The sequence below is a fragment of the Streptomyces xantholiticus genome, from assembly GCF_014651015.1.
GTDB lineage: Bacteria > Actinomycetota > Actinomycetes > Streptomycetales > Streptomycetaceae > Streptomyces > Streptomyces xantholiticus.
In genome coordinates this window covers 100,264-115,677 of record NZ_BMWB01000023.1, presented here as the reverse complement: position 1 = coordinate 115,677, position 15,414 = coordinate 100,264, and the positions used below count along the sequence as shown (strand labels likewise).

General features: G+C 69.8%; 16 protein-coding genes. 5 read left to right on the top strand and 11 right to left on the bottom strand.

The window, feature by feature from the left end:
* Positions 1–248 precede the first annotated feature (248 nt).
* Complete coding sequence (locus tag IE198_RS27645; protein WP_189891345.1) at positions 249–992, top strand: transglycosylase SLT domain-containing protein; 744 nt, start codon at positions 249–251, stop codon at positions 990–992.
* Positions 993–1,106: 114 nt separating this feature from the next.
* On the opposite strand, the gene IE198_RS27640 is transcribed toward IE198_RS27645, so the two are convergent.
* Positions 1,107–3,644, bottom strand: coding sequence for an ABC transporter ATP-binding protein/permease (locus IE198_RS27640; RefSeq protein ID WP_229834395.1), 2,538 nt, complete (start codon positions 3,642–3,644; stop codon positions 1,107–1,109).
* A 343-nt stretch (positions 3,645–3,987) separates the two neighbouring features.
* Here IE198_RS27640 and serB point away from each other — a divergent pair, with 343 nt between their 5' ends.
* Positions 3,988–5,214: a phosphoserine phosphatase SerB gene (gene serB / locus IE198_RS27635; RefSeq protein ID WP_189891341.1), complete on the top strand. Its 1,227-nt coding sequence runs from the start codon at positions 3,988–3,990 to the stop codon at positions 5,212–5,214.
* 65 nt (positions 5,215–5,279) lie between these two features.
* On the opposite strand, the gene IE198_RS27630 is transcribed toward serB, so the two are convergent.
* The 4 genes from IE198_RS27630 to IE198_RS27620 form a co-directional block, all read right to left on the bottom strand.
* On the bottom strand, positions 5,280–5,831 hold the full coding sequence (locus IE198_RS27630; RefSeq protein ID WP_189891339.1) for a SixA phosphatase family protein: 552 nt from the start codon (positions 5,829–5,831) through the stop codon (positions 5,280–5,282).
* Between the two features lie 74 nt (positions 5,832–5,905).
* The gene (locus IE198_RS27625; RefSeq protein WP_189891337.1) at positions 5,906–6,115 is read right to left on the bottom strand and encodes a hypothetical protein; all 210 of its coding nucleotides are present in this window, start codon (positions 6,113–6,115) and stop codon (positions 5,906–5,908) included.
* Between the two features lie 509 nt (positions 6,116–6,624).
* Complete coding sequence (locus IE198_RS36185; protein ID WP_268246504.1) at positions 6,625–6,741, bottom strand: SGM_5486 family transporter-associated protein; 117 nt, start codon at positions 6,739–6,741, stop codon at positions 6,625–6,627.
* Positions 6,742–6,745: 4 nt separating this feature from the next.
* Positions 6,746–8,026, bottom strand: coding sequence for a CynX/NimT family MFS transporter (locus IE198_RS27620; RefSeq protein WP_189891335.1), 1,281 nt, complete (start codon positions 8,024–8,026; stop codon positions 6,746–6,748).
* Positions 8,027–8,124: 98 nt separating this feature from the next.
* Between IE198_RS27620 and IE198_RS27615 the strand changes: the two genes are divergently transcribed.
* Complete coding sequence (locus IE198_RS27615; protein WP_189891333.1) at positions 8,125–8,811, top strand: FadR/GntR family transcriptional regulator; 687 nt, start codon at positions 8,125–8,127, stop codon at positions 8,809–8,811.
* Here IE198_RS27615 and IE198_RS27610 read toward each other — a convergent pair.
* The 6 genes from IE198_RS27610 to IE198_RS27585 form a co-directional block, all read right to left on the bottom strand.
* Complete coding sequence (locus IE198_RS27610) at positions 8,774–9,220, bottom strand: hypothetical protein (RefSeq protein WP_229834394.1); 447 nt, start codon at positions 9,218–9,220, stop codon at positions 8,774–8,776. The genes IE198_RS27615 and IE198_RS27610 overlap by 38 nt on opposite strands.
* A gap of 104 nt (positions 9,221–9,324) precedes the next feature.
* Positions 9,325–10,092, bottom strand: coding sequence for an enoyl-ACP reductase FabI (gene fabI, locus IE198_RS27605; protein ID WP_189891331.1), 768 nt, complete (start codon positions 10,090–10,092; stop codon positions 9,325–9,327).
* Between the two features lie 5 nt (positions 10,093–10,097).
* Positions 10,098–10,817: a 3-oxoacyl-[acyl-carrier-protein] reductase gene (fabG, locus tag IE198_RS27600; protein ID WP_189891329.1), complete on the bottom strand. Its 720-nt coding sequence runs from the start codon at positions 10,815–10,817 to the stop codon at positions 10,098–10,100.
* 162 nt (positions 10,818–10,979) lie between these two features.
* Positions 10,980–11,366 (bottom strand): PIN domain-containing protein, encoded by a 387-nt coding sequence (locus IE198_RS27595; protein ID WP_229834393.1) that lies wholly within the window; start codon positions 11,364–11,366, stop codon positions 10,980–10,982.
* A 5-nt stretch (positions 11,367–11,371) separates the two neighbouring features.
* Positions 11,372–11,659, bottom strand: a complete 288-nt coding sequence (locus tag IE198_RS27590) for a type II toxin-antitoxin system Phd/YefM family antitoxin (protein ID WP_189891326.1) — start codon at positions 11,657–11,659, stop codon at positions 11,372–11,374.
* The gene (locus IE198_RS27585; RefSeq protein WP_189891324.1) at positions 11,656–11,844 is read right to left on the bottom strand and encodes a hypothetical protein; all 189 of its coding nucleotides are present in this window, start codon (positions 11,842–11,844) and stop codon (positions 11,656–11,658) included. The genes IE198_RS27590 and IE198_RS27585 overlap by 4 nt, the downstream gene beginning before the upstream one ends.
* Before the next feature lie 520 nt (positions 11,845–12,364).
* On the opposite strand from IE198_RS27585, the gene IE198_RS27580 reads away from it, so the two are divergent.
* On the top strand, positions 12,365–13,888 hold the full coding sequence (locus IE198_RS27580) for a TldD/PmbA family protein (protein ID WP_189891322.1): 1,524 nt from the start codon (positions 12,365–12,367) through the stop codon (positions 13,886–13,888).
* A 91-nt stretch (positions 13,889–13,979) separates the two neighbouring features.
* Entirely contained in the window at positions 13,980–15,374 is a 1,395-nt protein-coding gene (locus IE198_RS27575) for a metallopeptidase TldD-related protein (RefSeq protein WP_189891320.1), read from the top strand.
* The last annotated feature ends 40 nt before the right edge of the window (positions 15,375–15,414 follow it).

Genomic DNA, 15,414 nt, shown 5'->3' with positions numbered 1-15,414 from the left:
CGATGTGAGCCCGCGCATAGGGCGCAGATCACTTACGAGACTCTTTAGTTGATACAAAAGGGGCATGTAGGCGCGGACAGTGCAGGTTAATACGGACATTCGGAACATGTGATCCACTACCTTGGATCGTACGTCACACCTTTGCCACCAGATTTTGCGCCAGCTAAGAATTGCCGACGTCGCTTCCGAACAGCGCAGAGCCGAACCGGCCTGGAGCGACTTTCCGCTATTCGAAGAGGTACGTCTGTATGTCCGCGTTCATCACCCCTGAGATCCGCCGCCGACTCAAGAACCGCAAGAGCGCCATCGCCGGCGTCGCCGCCGTCGCCGCCACCACGGTCGCGCTCTCGCTCGCCCCCTCGGGCGACGCCGAGGCCGGTGTGCAGACCGAGGCGGCCGCCGCGGCTCCGGTGGCCTGGAAGGCCGACGCCGCGAAGACCGCCGCCCTGCACGAGAGCATCAGCAGCCAGCAGTCCGCCTTCGAGGCCCAGTTCAAGGCCACGCAGGCCAAGGCCAAGGCCGAGGCGAAGGCGAAGGCGAAGGCCGAGAAGGCCGCCGCCGAGAAGGCCGCTGCGGAGAAGAAGGCCGCCGCCAAGGCCGCCGCCGAGAAGCGCGCCAAGGAGCAGGCCGCCAGCCGCGCCGCCGCCCGTAAGCCCGCGAAGGTGACCTACCCGAACAACCTGGACGGGTGGATCCGCGAGGCGATGTCGATCATGAAGAAGCACGACATCCCCGGCAGCTACGAGGGCATCCACCGCAACATCATTCGTGAGTCCTCCGGCAACCCGCGTGCCATCAACAACTGGGACATCAACGCCATCAACGGTGTCCCCTCGAAGGGTCTGCTGCAGGTCATCAAGCCGACCTTCGACGCCTACCACGTCCCCGGCACCTCGTGGGACCAGTACGACCCGGTCGCCAACATCGTCGCCGCCTGCAACTACGCGGCCGACCGTTACGGCTCCATGGACAATGTGAACAGCGCCTACTGAGGCACTGACACGCTGAGCCGGCAGCCGAACCGGCGGACATGCACAGACGCTGAAGGGCGCACTCCCGAGTGGGGGTGCGCCCTTCGGCGTCGCGTCAAAGCGGCGTGGGGTGCGTCACTTGCGCATGACCTCCGGCTCGTGCCGGCGCAGGAAGCGGGCGACGAAGAACCCGCACAGGGCGCCGAGCGCGAGCAGTGCGCCCATGTCCAGGAACCAGGCCGCTGCCTCGTGGTCCCACAGCGGGTCGGTGCTGGTCGGGTCGTCCGTGTTCGGGTTGATCTTGTTGAAGTCCAGCGTGGTGCCGGCTGCGGCGACCGCCCAGCGCGACGGCATCAGATACGAGAACTCGTTGACGCCGACCGTGCCGTGCAGGATGAACAGACAGCCGGTGAACACGACCTGGATGATCGCGAACATCACCAGCAGCGGCATGGTCTTCTCCGCCGTCTTCACCAGCGCGGAGATGATCAGACCGAACATCATCGACGTGAAGCCCAGGGCCATGATCGGCATCGAGAGCTCGAGCATGACCGCACCGCCCATGACCAGCCCCTCGGCGGGGAGCTCACGCGTGGCGAAGCCGATCGCTCCGACCAGGCCGCCCTGGATCACCGTGATCATTCCGAGAACGATCACCTTGGACATCAGGTACGCGGAGCGTGACAGGCCGGTCGCACGCTCCCGCTCGTAGATCACCCGCTCCTTGATCAGCTCACGGACGGAGTTGGCCGCGCCGGCGAAGCACGCACCCACCGCGAGGATCAACAGCACGGTGGTGGCCGTGCCGTTCGGGATGATCCTGCCGGTCTGCGGGTTCTGGTTGACCAGCAGACCCTTGTCCGGGTCGATGAGCAGGCTCACCGCGCCGAGCACCGCGGGAAGGATCAGCATCAGGGCCATGAAGCCCTTGTCGGACACGATCACGGAGATGTAGCGGCGCATCAGCGTGAACAGCTGGGAGCCCCAGCTCTGCGGCTTCGGCGGGCGCATCTGCTGCGCGGGCGGCATGTTCACCGACTGCGGAGCGACGGCGTCGAGGTCCGCGGCGTACAGCTGGTAGTGCTGGGAACCGCGCCAGCGGCCCGCCCAGTCGTAGTCGCGGTAGTTCTCGAACGCCGAGAAGACGTCGGCCCATGTGCTGTAGCCGAAGAAGTTGAGCGCCTCCTCCGGCGGACCGAAGTACGCCACGGAACCGCCGGGCGCCATGACCAGCAGTTTGTCGCACAGCCCCAGCTCGGCCACCGAGTGCGTGACGACGAGAACCGTGCGGCCGTCGTCCGCGAGGCCGCGCAGCAGTTGCATGACGTCGCGGTCCATGCCCGGGTCGAGACCCGAGGTCGGCTCGTCCAGGAAGATCAGCGACGGCTTGGTCAGCAGCTCCAGGGCGACGGACACACGCTTGCGCTGGCCGCCGGAGAGCGAGGTGACCTTCTTCTCCTTGTGGATGTCGAGCTTGAGCTCGCGCAGCACCTCGTCGATACGGGCCTCGCGCTCGGCCTCGGCGGTGTCACCGGGGAAGCGGAGCTTCGCCGCGTACTTCAGCGCCTTACGGACGGTGAGTTCCTTGTGCAGGATGTCGTCCTGCGGGACCAGACCGATGCGCTGGCGCAGCTCGGCGAACTGCTTGTAGAGGCTGCGGTTGTCGTAGAGGACGTCGCCCTGGTTGGCGGGCCGGTAGCCGGTGAGCGCCTTGAGCAGGGTGGACTTTCCGGAGCCGGAGGGGCCGATGACACCGATCAGCGACTTCTCCGGGACGCCGAAGGAGACGTCACGCAGGATCTGCTTGCCACCGTCCACGGTCACCGTGAGGTGGCGGGCCGAGAAGGAGACCTCACCGGTGTCGACGAACTCCTCGAGCTGGCCGCCGACGATACGGAACGTGGAGTGGCCGACGCCGACGATGTCGTTCGGGCCGATGAGGACCGTGCCGGACTTGGCGATCGGCTGACCGTTGACGTAGGTGCCGTTGTGGGAGCCGAGGTCACGGATCTCGAAGCGGCCGTCGGGGTGCGCGGTGAACTCGGCGTGGTGGCGAGAGACCTGCAGGTCGGAGACGACCAGCTCGTTGTCCAGCGCACGACCGATACGCATGACGCGGCCGAGGGCCAGCTGGTGGAAGGTCGTCGGGCTGCGGTCACCGTGGACCGGCGGGACGCCCTGGGCCTTCTGTACACCCTGCTGGTGCGGGACCTGGGGCTGCTGCGGCTGCTGCGGCCAGCCCTGCTGGGCGGCGGCCTGCGGCGGCTGCTGGACGGACCCCTGCGGCCAGCCCTGCTGCTGGACCGGGGCCTGCGCGGCGGCCTGCTGCGGCGCTCCCTGGGCGTAGGCGCCCGCACCGGCGGGGGCGCCCGCCGACGCACCGGCACCGGTCAGACCGAGGCGGGGACCGTCGGTCGCGTTCCCCAGATGCACCGCCGTGCCGGCGCCGATCTCCATCTGGTGGATGCGCTGGCCCTGCACATAGGTGCCGTTCGTGCTGCCGTGGTCCTCGATGACCCAACTGCGCCCGCCCCAGCTGATCGTGGCGTGCCGCCACGAGACCCTGGCGTCGTCGATCACCACATCGCCCTGGGGATCACGTCCCAGGGTGTACGACCTGGACGGATCGAGCGTCCAGGTCCTTCCGTTCAATTCCAGTACGAGTTCCGGCACTCCATGCCCCACTAGTTGTCCCCCGAGCTTCCCCCGTCGCCGGGAGTCTAGGGAAGGCGAACATCGTGGGGAACTATTTCAGGCCCGGCCTCGTATCGGAAAGTCGGGCCATGTGAAGACCTCGTTCGGTACCGAGTTGGGACGTTCGTCGACGGAGCCGGACGTGTCGCGGCGGCGACGAGCACCCACGAGTGGGGATGGATCATGCGTGAGCCGAATAATCCACGCCAAGCGGGTCGTAGGCGCCCCTCACCCGCCATCGGGCGCTGCCCGGCCGCCCGGGTGTCCGCCAGACGGGACAGGACCTCGCCTTCCGCCCCCGGCCCGATACGGTGGTAACACCATGAGCGCATCACAGCCCCCTCCCAACGCCGACGTCCCCACCCTTCTCGTCAAGATCTTCGGGAAGGACCGCCCCGGGATCACCGCCGGGCTCTTCGACACCCTCGCGGCGTACGCCGTCGACGTCGTCGACATCGAGCAGGTCGTCTCCCGTGGCCGGCTCGTGCTGTGCGCGCTCGTCACCGCGCCGACGGCCGGCGGCGCCACCGAGGGCGAGCTGCGCGCCACCGTGCACAGCTGGGCCGAGTCCCTCAAGCTGCAGGCCGAGATCATCTCCGGCACGGGCGACAACCGGCCGCGCGGCAGCGGACGTTCGCATGTGACCGTGCTCGGGCACCCGCTCACCGCGGAGTCCACGGCAGCCATAGCGGCCACCATCGCCACCGTCGGTGGCAACATCGACCGTATCTTCCGCCTCGCGAAGTATCCCGTCACCGCCGTGGAGTTCGCGGTCTCCGGCGTCGAGACGGAACCGCTGCGGACCGCGCTGGCCTTGGAGGCCGCCGAGATCGGCGTCGACGTCGCCGTCGTCTCCGCCGGGCTGCACCGGCGGGCGCAGCGCCTCGTCGTCATGGACGTGGACTCCACCCTCATCCAGGACGAGGTCATCGAGCTCTTCGCCGCGCACGCGGGCTGCGAGGACCAGGTCGCGGACGTGACGGCCGCGGCGATGCGCGGCGAGTTGGACTTCGAGCAGTCGCTGCACGCCCGCGTGGCGCTGCTGGCGGGCCTCGACGCCTCCGTCGTCGACAAGGTCCGCACGGAGGTACGGCTCACTCCCGGCGCGCGCACCCTGATCCGTACGCTGAAGCGGCTCGGCTATCAAGTGGGCGTCGTCTCCGGTGGCTTCACCCAGGTCACCGACGATCTCAAGGAACGACTCGGGCTCGATTTCGCCTCGGCGAACACGCTCGAGATCGTGGACGGGAAGCTCACCGGCAGGGTCGTCGGCGAGATCGTGGACCGAGCGGGCAAGGCACGGCTGCTGCGCCGGTTCGCGGCCGAGGCCGGAGTGCCGCTCGCGCAGACGGTCGCGATCGGCGACGGTGCCAACGACCTCGACATGCTGAACGCCGCGGGGCTCGGCGTCGCGTTCAACGCCAAGCCCGTCGTGCGCAAGGCGGCGCACACCGCGGTCAACGTTCCCTTCCTCGACACGGTGCTGTATCTGCTGGGCATCACCCGCGAAGAGGTCGAGGCGGCCGACGACGGCACCGGCGAGTACTGACACGCTGCACATACGCGGGCCCCGGCACACATCGTGCGCGGGGCCCGTTCCTGCGTCGTGACCGGTCAGTCGTGCGGGGTCCAGTAGTCGAGCAGCCTTCCCACACCGTGCTCCACGGACTTCCACGGCCCGCTGAAGGACACGACGGCGAAGGCCGACGTCGGAAAGCCGTCCCGGGTCATACGGGCCAGCGCGTCACCCTCGGTGCTGCCCGCGAGGGCGTCCGCCAGCGCGTGGATACCCGGGTTGTGGCCGATGACGAGCAGATCGTTCACCTCGTCGGGCGTCTCGCCCAGCAGAGCGAGCAGATCACCGAGGGAGGCCTCGTACAGTCGCTCCTCGTACACCGTCTTCGGGCGGTGCGGCAGCTCGTGCACCGCGAGCTTCCATGTCTCGCGGGTCCTGGTCGCCGTCGAGCACATGGCCAGGTCGAAGTCGATGCCGGTCTCCGCGAGACGGCGGCCGGCCACCGGGGCGTCCTTTCGCCCCCGCTCTGCGAGCGGGCGCTCATGGTCGGACACCTCGGGCCAGTCGGCCTTCGCATGCCGGAGGAGAACGATCCTGCGGGATTCGGGAGATCCAGGGGGTGTCCCCCCGGAAGACACAGCGGCGCTCATACAACCCAGCTTCGCATGAAATGAGCCAGCGGGCGCAGGGTGTTGACGTGCTCCGCCATGAAGAGTGACCCCATTCAACGGGCCAGCGCGCGGTGGACGAGCCGGAGGAACTCGGATACCCCCGGATCCTCGCCTGCCGCCGCGTGCGCCTCGTCCGGACCGGCGATCAGCATCAGCAGCACGCAGAAGGCGATCACCGGGAGGGTCAGCGCCCACCAGGGCAGCCGGACGCCGCCGACGCCCGGGGCGTGGGCCGAGGACCGGGGATGCGTGTGGGCCGGCATGGCCGCCTCCGTAGGTCTGAGGTCGAGTACCTCAAACGTACGGATCATGAACGGCCCGGCCCATCCGGCGGCCCACCCACTTCACCCTGACCCTGGCCCCCTAGGGGACAGTGGTGCCAGCCCCCTATTTTTGGGGGCTCGGTTCTCCCGGGGGACCCCCACCGGGGCGCGCCCTCCCGGTCCGGGGTACGACCGGGCCGTTGCAGGCGCCGCGCATACGTCCGGTCCGGCGCCATGGGCGAGTGAGCCGAAGGGGCGCGCGGGTGTCGAAAGGGAGAACGCGCGGAGATCCCGAGGAACGAGGGACCGAGCACGATCGACCGTCGACACACGCACAAAGCGCCCCGGAGGCGAACCGAGCCGAAAAATCGGGGCGCGGGCGAGTGAGCCGAAGGGGCGCGCGGGTGTCGAAAGGGAGAACGCGCGGAGATCCCGAGGAACGAGGGACCGAGCACGATCGACCGTCGACACACGCACAAAGCGCCCCGGAGGCGAACCGAGCCGAAGAATCAGGGCGCGGCGATGGTCGCGATGATGGAGATGACCATGCCGATGAGCAGGATCAGGCCGAAGATCCCGAGGAGCTTCTTCTGGCCGTTCTGGGGGTTCGGGTCGAGCACAGGCATGGTCTCAGTCTCGCATCCCGGTCTCGTCCTCGATCGTCCGGTCCCTGCCGGCAAGGAGCCCCACGGCGATCTGCGGCACCAGCAGGGCCGCCATCAGGGCCAGCGGCAGGTCCCAGCCGCCGCTGTGCTGATACAGCACGCCCACGAGCAGCGGCCCCGGGATGGAGATCAGATAGCCGGTCGACTGGGCGAACGCGGAGAGCCGTACGACGCCCGCTCCCGTCCGCGACCGCATGCCGATCATGGTGAGTGCCAGCGGGAACGAGCAGTTGGAGACACCCAGCAGCAGCGCCCACGCCCAGGCTCCGGCCGCCGGTGCCAGCTGGAGCCCCACGTAGCCGGTGAGGCCGCACAGCCCGAGGGCGACCACGATCGGCCCCTGCTGCTTCATCCGGGTGGCGAGCCTCGGGATGACGAACGCCAGCGGCACCCCCATCACCATGGTGACGGCCAGGAGCACGCCCGCCGTGCCGGCGGATACTCCCGCGTCGCGGAAGATCTGCGGCATCCAGCCCATCGTGATGTACGCGCCGGTCGCCTGGAGCCCGAAGAAGCAGGCCAGTGCCCAGGCGGTCGGGCTGCGAGTGATGCGCGGTGCGGCAGCCGGCCGCCCCGCGTCGTCCGCCTCGCCCGCCCCCTGCGCGGTGTCCTCGCGGTCGCGCACCTGCCCCAGCCAGGGCAGCACGGCGACGGCGGCGAGCCCCGCCCACACCGCGAGACCGGCACGCCAACTGCCGCCCAGCGCGCTGGTGACGGGCACGGTCGCGGCGGCGGCGAGCGAGGTCCCCAGCGCCAGCGCCATCGAATAGAGACCGGTCATCGAGCCGACCCGGTCGGGGAAGTAACGCTTGACGATCACGGGCATCAGCACGTTGCTGACGGCGATGCCCATGAGGGCGAGCGCGCTGGCGGCGAGGAAGGGGGCCGTGCCGCCGACGAAGGGCCGTACGGCAAGGCCTGTCGCGATGGCCGCCATCCCGGCGCAGACGACGGCGCCGGGCCCGAAGCGGCGGGCGAGACGGGGCGCGGCGATGCCGAATACGGCGAAGCAGAGCGGCGGTACGGAGGTGAGCAGTCCGGCCACACTTCCGCTCATGTGCAGGCCGGCGCGGGCCTCTTCGAGCAGTGCCCCGAGGCTGGTGATGGCGGGCCTCAGGTTGAGCGCCGCCAGAACGATGCCGGCGACGACGAGCGGGGTGGCCCACACCGGAGTCCGCCGGGCGGCAGAATCCTGGGAAGCAGGGGCCGTGTCGGCGGGGCTGAGGGTGCGGGTCTCGTCAAGCATTGACCCATCATAGAATCATGGGATGATTGGTTGTCCAGTCCCGTACGTTCGGGCGGTCCGCCGGACGTACGGGAGGACGCCTCACGACAAGGAGCACCATGGCGCTGTCCTCTCCCCGGCGTTCCGCGCTCTCCGACCAGGTGATCGCTCAGCTGCGGAACCAGATCACCTCGGGCGAGTGGCCGGTGGGTTCGCGGATCCCGACCGAACCGGAACTGGTCGAGCAGCTCGGCGTCGCCCGCAACACCGTCCGCGAGGCGGTGCGCGCCCTCGCCCACAACGGGCTCCTGGACATCCGGCAGGGCTCCGGCACGTACGTCCTGGCCACCAGCGAGCTGGCGGGTGTCATGCACCGCCGGTTCGCCGACGCCGATCCCCGGCACATCGCCGAGCTCCGCTCCACCCTTGAGTCGTCGGCGGCCCGGCTGGCCGCCGAACGGCGCACCGACCGCGATCTCAGGCAGTTGGACATCCTGCTGGCCAGACGCGAGGAGGCCTGGGAATCAGGCGTCGCGGAGCAGTTCGTGGCGGCCGACGCGACGTTCCACCTCGCCGTGGTCGCCGCCTCGCACAACGAGGTTCTGACCGAGCTGTACGCGGACCTCGGGGATCTGCTGCGCGACTGGCTCCGCGACGACATCGGCCACGAGCTGCGCCCCGAGAACCACATGGACCACGCGCGGATGGTCGAGGCGATCCGCGCGGGCGACGGCGACGCGGCAGCCTCTGAGGCGGCAGGCTATCCGTTCATGTGCCTGCGTCGGCCTGAAGCGGCTGGTGGCTGATCCAGACCGAGCGGATCTCCTTCCAGCACCGGCCGGTCAGTTCGCCGTACTCGGCGGGGCGGAGCGGCACGGGCGCCGTGTCCGCGTCCACGTCCCACCAGCGGTCGCATTCGACGTGCAGCCGGACCCGGTCGGTGGCCGGGTAGGGGTTGTGGCAGTAGGCGGTGACCCGGGAGCCCTCGACGAGGGTGCTGCACCGTGCCTGATAGGCCGGCGCCGGCGCCGGCCGGGGGTCCTGCGTCTCCTGACGGAACTGGAGGGTGGCGAAGGGGATTGCCCCGAGCAGGACCGTCGCGGCGGCCAGTACGGAGGCGTTGCGCCATTTCGTACGCACGAGCAGGACCTCCTCGGCCGGGCTGCGACGCACGCGCCGCAACAGCACCACAAGGAAGATTTGCTCCTCCAGCATCGCCGCCCCCGGGTCCGCCCGCCCGTGCACTGGGCCGAACGGGCGACGCCCCGCCCACCGCGCGAGGCGGTCGGCGGGGCGTGGCGGACATACGTATGTGCTGGTCAGGCACCCATCATATGGACGCCGCCGTCGACGTGGACGATCTCACCGGTGGTCTTCGGGAAGAAGTCGGAGAGCAGCGCGACGACACCGCGGCCGGCCGGCTCCGGGTCCGCCATGTTCCACTCGAGCGGGGAGCGCTCGTCCCACACCTTGGCCAGTTCGGTGAAGCCCGGGATGGACTTGGCGGCCATCGAGCCGATCGGGCCGGCCGAGATCAGGTTGCAGCGGATGTGTCGCGGGCCGAGGTCACGTGCCAGATAGCGGCTGGTGGCCTCGAGCGCGGCCTTCGCCGGACCCATCCAGTCGTACTGCGGCCAGGCGAACTGCGCGTCGAAGGTCAGGCCCACGACCGAGCCGCCGTTCTGCATCAGCGGCAGGCAGGCCATGGTCAGCGACTTCAGCGAGAACGCGGAGACGTGCATCGCGGTCGCCACCGACTCGAAGGGCGTGTTGAGGAAGTTGCCGCCCAGGGCGTCCTGCGGGGCGAAGCCGATCGAGTGGACGACGCCGTCCAGACCGCCGAGTTCCTCACGCACGACGTCCTCGACGCGGGCCAGGTGCTCGTCGTTGGTGACGTCGAGCTCGATGACCTTGGCGGGCCGGGGGAGTTTCCTGGCGATGCGCTCGGTCAGGGTGGGCCGCGGGAAGGCGGTCAGGATGACCTCAGCGCCCTGCTCCTGGGCCACCTTCGCGGTGTGGAAGGCGATGGAGGACTCCATCAGCACACCGGTGATCAGGACGCGCTTGCCCTCGAGGATTCCGCTCATGTCGTTCAGTGACCCATGCCCAATCCGCCGTCAACGGGGATGACGGCTCCAGTGATGTACGAGGCGTCGTCGGAGGCGAGGAAGCGCACGGCGGCGGCGATCTCCTCCGGCTTCGCGTACCGGCCGAGCGGCACCTGCGAGACGATGCCCGCGCGCTGCTCGTCGGTGAGCACCTGCGTCATGTCGGTGTCGACAAAACCGGGTGCGACGACGTTGAAGGTGATGTTCCGCGAGCCGAGCTCACGGGCCAGGGAGCGGGCGAAGCCGACGAGGCCGGCCTTGGAGGCGGCGTAGTTGGCCTGCCCGGCCGAGCCCAGCAGCCCGACCACGGAGGAGATGAGCACGACACGGCCCTTCCTGGCGCGCAGCATGCCGCGGTTGGCACGCTTGACGACCCGGAAGGTGCCCGTGAGGTTGGTGTCGAGGACGGAGGTGAAGTCGTCCTCCGACATCCGCATCAGCAGCTGGTCCTTGGTGATGCCGGCGTTGGCGACCATCACCTCCACGTTGCCGTGCTTCTCCTCGATCTCCTTGTAGGCCTGCTCCACCTGCTCGGCGTCGGTGATGTCGCACCGGACGGGAAGCACGCCCGCCTCGACGAGCTCGGCGGGCGGCTCGCCGGAGCGGTAGGTGATGGCGACCTTGTCGCCATTGGCGGCGAAAGCACGGGCGATGGCGAGGCCGATGCCCCGGTTTCCTCCGGTGACGAGAACCGAGCGGCTCAACGGATCACCCTTTCATCAGCGGTCTGGAGCACCTGGGAGCCAGGCGACTACCTCGGAAACCTATCGGTCCGCCACGCCTCCCGGGGAATCGGGCCCTGACAGTGCCGCGATGCGGTCCCTGTCGGGTCCCTACAGAAGAGACGGCTCGTGGTGTCCGGGCCCTCACTCCTTTGCACCGGGCGCGTAGGCGGCGAGTCCCACCTCCCGGGCGGCGTCGAGCATCCGCTTGTCGTACGTGATCAGGCAGTCGAGCGCCTCGCCCATGATCAGCGCACTCGCCACGTGGATGGCGTCGAGAAAACGCAGGGAGGCAGGGACCCGGGTGGCCAGATTTTTCACTTCTTCCGTGAGAAGGATCTCGGTCACCATGCCGTCGAGATCGGCGAGTGCGGTCGGGTACGACCCGACCTTGTCGAGCTGGCGGACAGTTTCGACGAAGCCGAGGGTGCTGGTGGCCAGCGGGACGCCGGGGCGGGCAGCGAGAAAAGTCCGTGGCTCCGCCGCGTTGGACCGGCCCGTGAGCAGCGTCAGCAGAGCCGACGAATCCATGTAGATCAACGGTCCTCGTCCTCTCGCTCCGCGAGAAGCAGCTCGACGGGGTCCGGAGCACCGGTGGGAATGTCGTAGCGGGGCAGGCGGTCAAGGTCGGACGTGGTCGCGGCCTTGAGGCGGATCTTCCCCTGGGCCACGAGGTCGGAGTACCGCGCCACCGGCCCGGAGCCGGGAAGCAGTATGGCGATGACGTTGCCGTGGCGTGTGACCTGGACCGCCTCGCCCTTCTCGACACGGGCGAAGACGGCGCTGGGGTTGTAGGAGAACTCGCGGACCGAGATCGTGCTCATCGGGTCTCCCTCCGTCCATGGAGCGGATTTGTGCCTACACCCTCGAAATACGAGACCGAGCGGGCGGTGTCGATCTTCTCCGCAAGCGTCGTGATGGCTGCCTCCAGTTCTCGCCAGGGGCGTGCCAGGTCGATCACGTGCCGCCAGATCCGCAGCCGCCCCTCCCCCACGGGAACCTCGACCATGTTCGGACGCCCCGAGGCATAGACCAGATGGCCCTCCGCCAGGAGCAGGGCCCGGTCGGCGGCGGAGACGAAGGCGTGCGCGAGGGCTGGGAGGAGGTCGGGGCGCGGGTCGGCGGCGACGGGGCGCGGGTCGAAGCGGACGCGGTCCGGGGCGTACGAGAAGCTCGTGGGTCGGCGAGCGTCGCGACCTGCGCCGGGGTGAGGTCCCAGGTGGTCCAGCCGCCGCCGTCCGCGAGCCTGATGCGCAGGGCGGTGTCCCGGCAGTGGCGGGGCTGGGTGTGCCGGGCGGTCACTGGCTCGCGGGGTTGGCGATGCCGTCCGCGTCACCGGCGGCGTCCCCGGCCGAGGGCGGCGGGATGTTCAGCCGCTCGCGCAGGACGGGGAGCCGTTACGGCCGCTTCCCGAGGAATGGTCGGCACACGTGCCGGGTGCCGTACGCAATCGCGGGACACGGTGCCCCCGCGCCGTGATTCACTGCGTGCCGTAGCGATCCCGGTGAGTGCCTGGAGGAAAATCAGCCGTGCCCCACGACATCGATCAGACGTTCACCGCGCTGCCGCTGCGGGCCCTCGCCGACGCGGCGCTCGCCCGTGCCCGCGCGCTCGGTGCCGAGCACGCCGACTTCCGGCTCGAGCGTGTGCGCAGTGCGGCCTGGCGGCTGCGGGACGCCAAGCCGGCCGGTTCCTCCGACACCACGGACCTCGGGTACGCGGTGCGGGTCGTGCACGGCGGGGCGTGGGGTTTCGCGTCCGGGGTGGATCTGACCATGGACGCCGCGGCGCGGGTCGCGGGCCAGGCGGTCGCGATGGCGAAGCTGTCGGCGAAGGTGATCGCGGCGGCGGGCAGCGACGAGAGGGTGGAGCTGGCGGACGAGCCGGTGCACGCCGAGAAGACGTGGGTCTCGTCGTACGGGATCGACCCCTTCACCGTGCCCGACGAGGAGAAGACCGCGCTGCTGGCGGAGTGGAGCGACCGGCTGCTGCGGGCGGACGGCGTGGCGCACGTGGACGCGTCGCTGCTCACCGTCCACGAGAACAAGTTCTATGCCGACACTGCGGGGACGGTCACGACGCAGCAGCGCGTACGGCTGCACCCGCAGCTCACGGCGGTCGCCGTCGACGGGACGTCCGGCGAGTTCGACTCGATGCGTACCATCGCGCCGCCGGCGGGCCGCGGCTGGGAGTATCTGACCGGCACGGGCTGGGACTGGGACTCGGAGCTGGAGCAGATCCCGGTGCTGCTGGCGGAGAAGATGCGCGCCCCGAGCGTCGAGGCGGGCCGGTACGACCTGGTGGTCGACCCGTCGAACCTGTGGCTGACGATCCACGAGTCGATCGGCCACGCCACCGAGCTGGACCGGGCGCTCGGCTACGAGGCCGCGTACGCGGGGACCTCGTTCGCGACCTTCGACCAGCTGGGGAAGCTGGCGTACGGCTCGTCCGTCATGAACGTGACCGGTGACCGCACGGCAGAGCACGGCCTGGCGACGATCGGCTACGACGACGAGGGCGTCGAGGCGCAGAGCTGGGACCTGGTCAAGGACGGCACGCTGGTCGGGTACCAGCTGGACCGGCGGATCGCGAAGCTGACCGGTCTCGGCCGTTCCAACGGCTGCGCCTACGCCGACTCCCCCGCGCATGTACCGGTGCAGCGGATGGCCAACGTGTCGCTTCGGCCTGACCCGGGCGGGCTGTCGACGGAGGACCTGATCGGCGGGGTCGAGCGCGGTATCTACGTGGTCGGCGACCGGTCCTGGTCGATCGACATGCAGCGGTACAACTTCCAGTTCACCGGCCAGCGGTTCTTCCGCATCGAGAACGGCCGGCTGGCGGGGCAGCTGCGGGATGTGGCGTACCAGGCGACGACGACCGAGTTCTGGGGCTCGATGGAGCAGGTCGGCGGTCCGCAGACCTATGTGCTCGGCGGCGCCTTCAACTGCGGCAAGGCCCAGCCGGGCCAGGTCGCCTCCGTCTCGCACGGCTGCCCCTCAGCCCTGTTCCGGGGTGTCAGCATCCTCAACACGACGCAGGAGGCGGGCCGATGAGCGAGCGGGCCGCACACGGGAACCCCTGCTGGGGGTCCGGGGGCCGTCCCCCGGGAAAGCACAGTCTCAACACGACGCAGGAGGCCGGACGATGAGCGCCCGTACCAGCAAGCCGCACGAGATCGTCGAGCGGGCGCTCGAGCTGTCCACCGCCGACGGCTGTGTCGTCATCGCCGACGAGGAGTCCTCCGCCAATCTGCGCTGGGCCGGAAACGCGCTGACCACCAACGGCGTCACCCGCGGCCGTACCCTCACCGTGATCGCGACCGTCGACGGCTCGCAGGGCACCGCGTCCGGTGTGGTGTCCCGTTCCGCGGTGACCGCGGACGATCTCGAGCCGCTGGTGCGCGCGGCGGAGGCGGCGGCCCGCGGCGCCGGACCCGCGGAGGACGCCCAGCCACTGGTCGAGGCCGGCCCGGCGTCCCCGGACTTCACGGACGCGCCCGCGGAGACGACTTCCGCCGTGTTCGCCGACTTCGCGCCGGCGCTCGGCGAGGCCTTCGCCCGGGCCCGGGCGGGTGGCCGTGAGCTGTACGGCTTCGCCAACCATGAGATGACCTCCACCTATGTGGGCAGCTCCACGGGCCTGCGACTGCGGCACGACCAGCCGAACGGCACCCTCGAGCTGAACGCGAAGTCCCCTGATCGCGCCCGCTCGGCATGGGCGGGCCGCTCGACGCGTGACTTCAAGGACGTGGACCCGGCCGCCATGGACGCCGGGCTGGCGCGGCGCCTGGCCTGGGCGGAGCGCCGGATCGAGCTGCCCGCCGGCCGGTACGAGACGCTGCTGCCGCCGACCGCGGTGGCCGACCTGCTGATCTATCAGCTGTGGTCGTCCGCGGCCCGGGACGCGGCGGAGGGCCGGACGGTGTTCTCGCGGCCCGGCGGAGGCACCCGCGTCGGCGAGACGCTGTCCCCGCTGCCGCTGGCCCTGCGCAGCGACCCGCATGAGCCGGGTCTCGAATCGGCCCCGTTCGTGATCGCGCACGCCTCCGGCGACGACGCCTCGGTCTTCGACAACGGTCTGCCCATTTCGGCGACGGACTGGGTGCGGGACGGAAAGCTGGAGCACCTGGTGAGCACCCGGCACACCGCCGGCCTGACCGGCCTGCCGGTGGCGCCCGGCGCGGGGAATCTGATCCTGGACGGCGGTGGTGAGCGTTCGCTGGAGGAGATGGTGTCCGCGACGGCCCGTGGGCTGCTGCTGACCTGCCTCTGGTACATCCGCGAAGTCGACCCGGCGACCCTTCTGCTGACCGGTCTGACCAGGGACGGTGTCTATCTTGTGGAGAACGGCGAGGTCGTCGGCGAGGTGAACAACTTCCGCTTCAACGAGTCGCCCGTCGATCTGCTGTCGCGCGCCTCGGAGGCCGGGCGGACCGAGAAGACGCTGCCGCGTGAGTGGGGCGACTGGTTCACCAGGGCCGCGATGCCCGCGCTGCGGGTGCCGGATTTCAATATGAGCTCGGTCAGCCAGGGCGTATAACCTCGTACACGTTCATTGACACGTGCGGCAGCACTTCCGA

Coding starts and splice junctions, on each gene's coding strand:
- fabI (WP_189891331.1), bottom strand. CDS start 10,092: ATGAGCGGAATCCTCGAGGGCAAGCGCGTCCTGATCACCGGTGTGCTG.
- IE198_RS27645 (WP_189891345.1), top strand. CDS start 249: ATGTCCGCGTTCATCACCCCTGAGATCCGCCGCCGACTCAAGAACCGC.
- serB (WP_189891341.1), top strand. CDS start 3,988: ATGAGCGCATCACAGCCCCCTCCCAACGCCGACGTCCCCACCCTTCTC.
- IE198_RS27590 (WP_189891326.1), bottom strand. CDS start 11,659: ATGAGCACGATCTCGGTCCGCGAGTTCTCCTACAACCCCAGCGCCGTC.
- IE198_RS27630 (WP_189891339.1), bottom strand. CDS start 5,831: ATGAGCGCCGCTGTGTCTTCCGGGGGGACACCCCCTGGATCTCCCGAA.
- IE198_RS27585 (WP_189891324.1), bottom strand. CDS start 11,844: ATGGTCGAGGTTCCCGTGGGGGAGGGGCGGCTGCGGATCTGGCGGCAC.
- IE198_RS27595 (WP_229834393.1), bottom strand. CDS start 11,366: ATGGATTCGTCGGCTCTGCTGACGCTGCTCACGGGCCGGTCCAACGCG.
- IE198_RS27610 (WP_229834394.1), bottom strand. CDS start 9,220: ATGCTGGAGGAGCAAATCTTCCTTGTGGTGCTGTTGCGGCGCGTGCGT.
- IE198_RS27620 (WP_189891335.1), bottom strand. CDS start 8,026: ATGCTTGACGAGACCCGCACCCTCAGCCCCGCCGACACGGCCCCTGCT.
- IE198_RS27615 (WP_189891333.1), top strand. CDS start 8,125: ATGGCGCTGTCCTCTCCCCGGCGTTCCGCGCTCTCCGACCAGGTGATC.
- IE198_RS27625 (WP_189891337.1), bottom strand. CDS start 6,115: ATGCCGGCCCACACGCATCCCCGGTCCTCGGCCCACGCCCCGGGCGTC.
- IE198_RS36185 (WP_268246504.1), bottom strand. CDS start 6,741: ATGCCTGTGCTCGACCCGAACCCCCAGAACGGCCAGAAGAAGCTCCTC.
- IE198_RS27575 (WP_189891320.1), top strand. CDS start 13,980: ATGAGCGCCCGTACCAGCAAGCCGCACGAGATCGTCGAGCGGGCGCTC.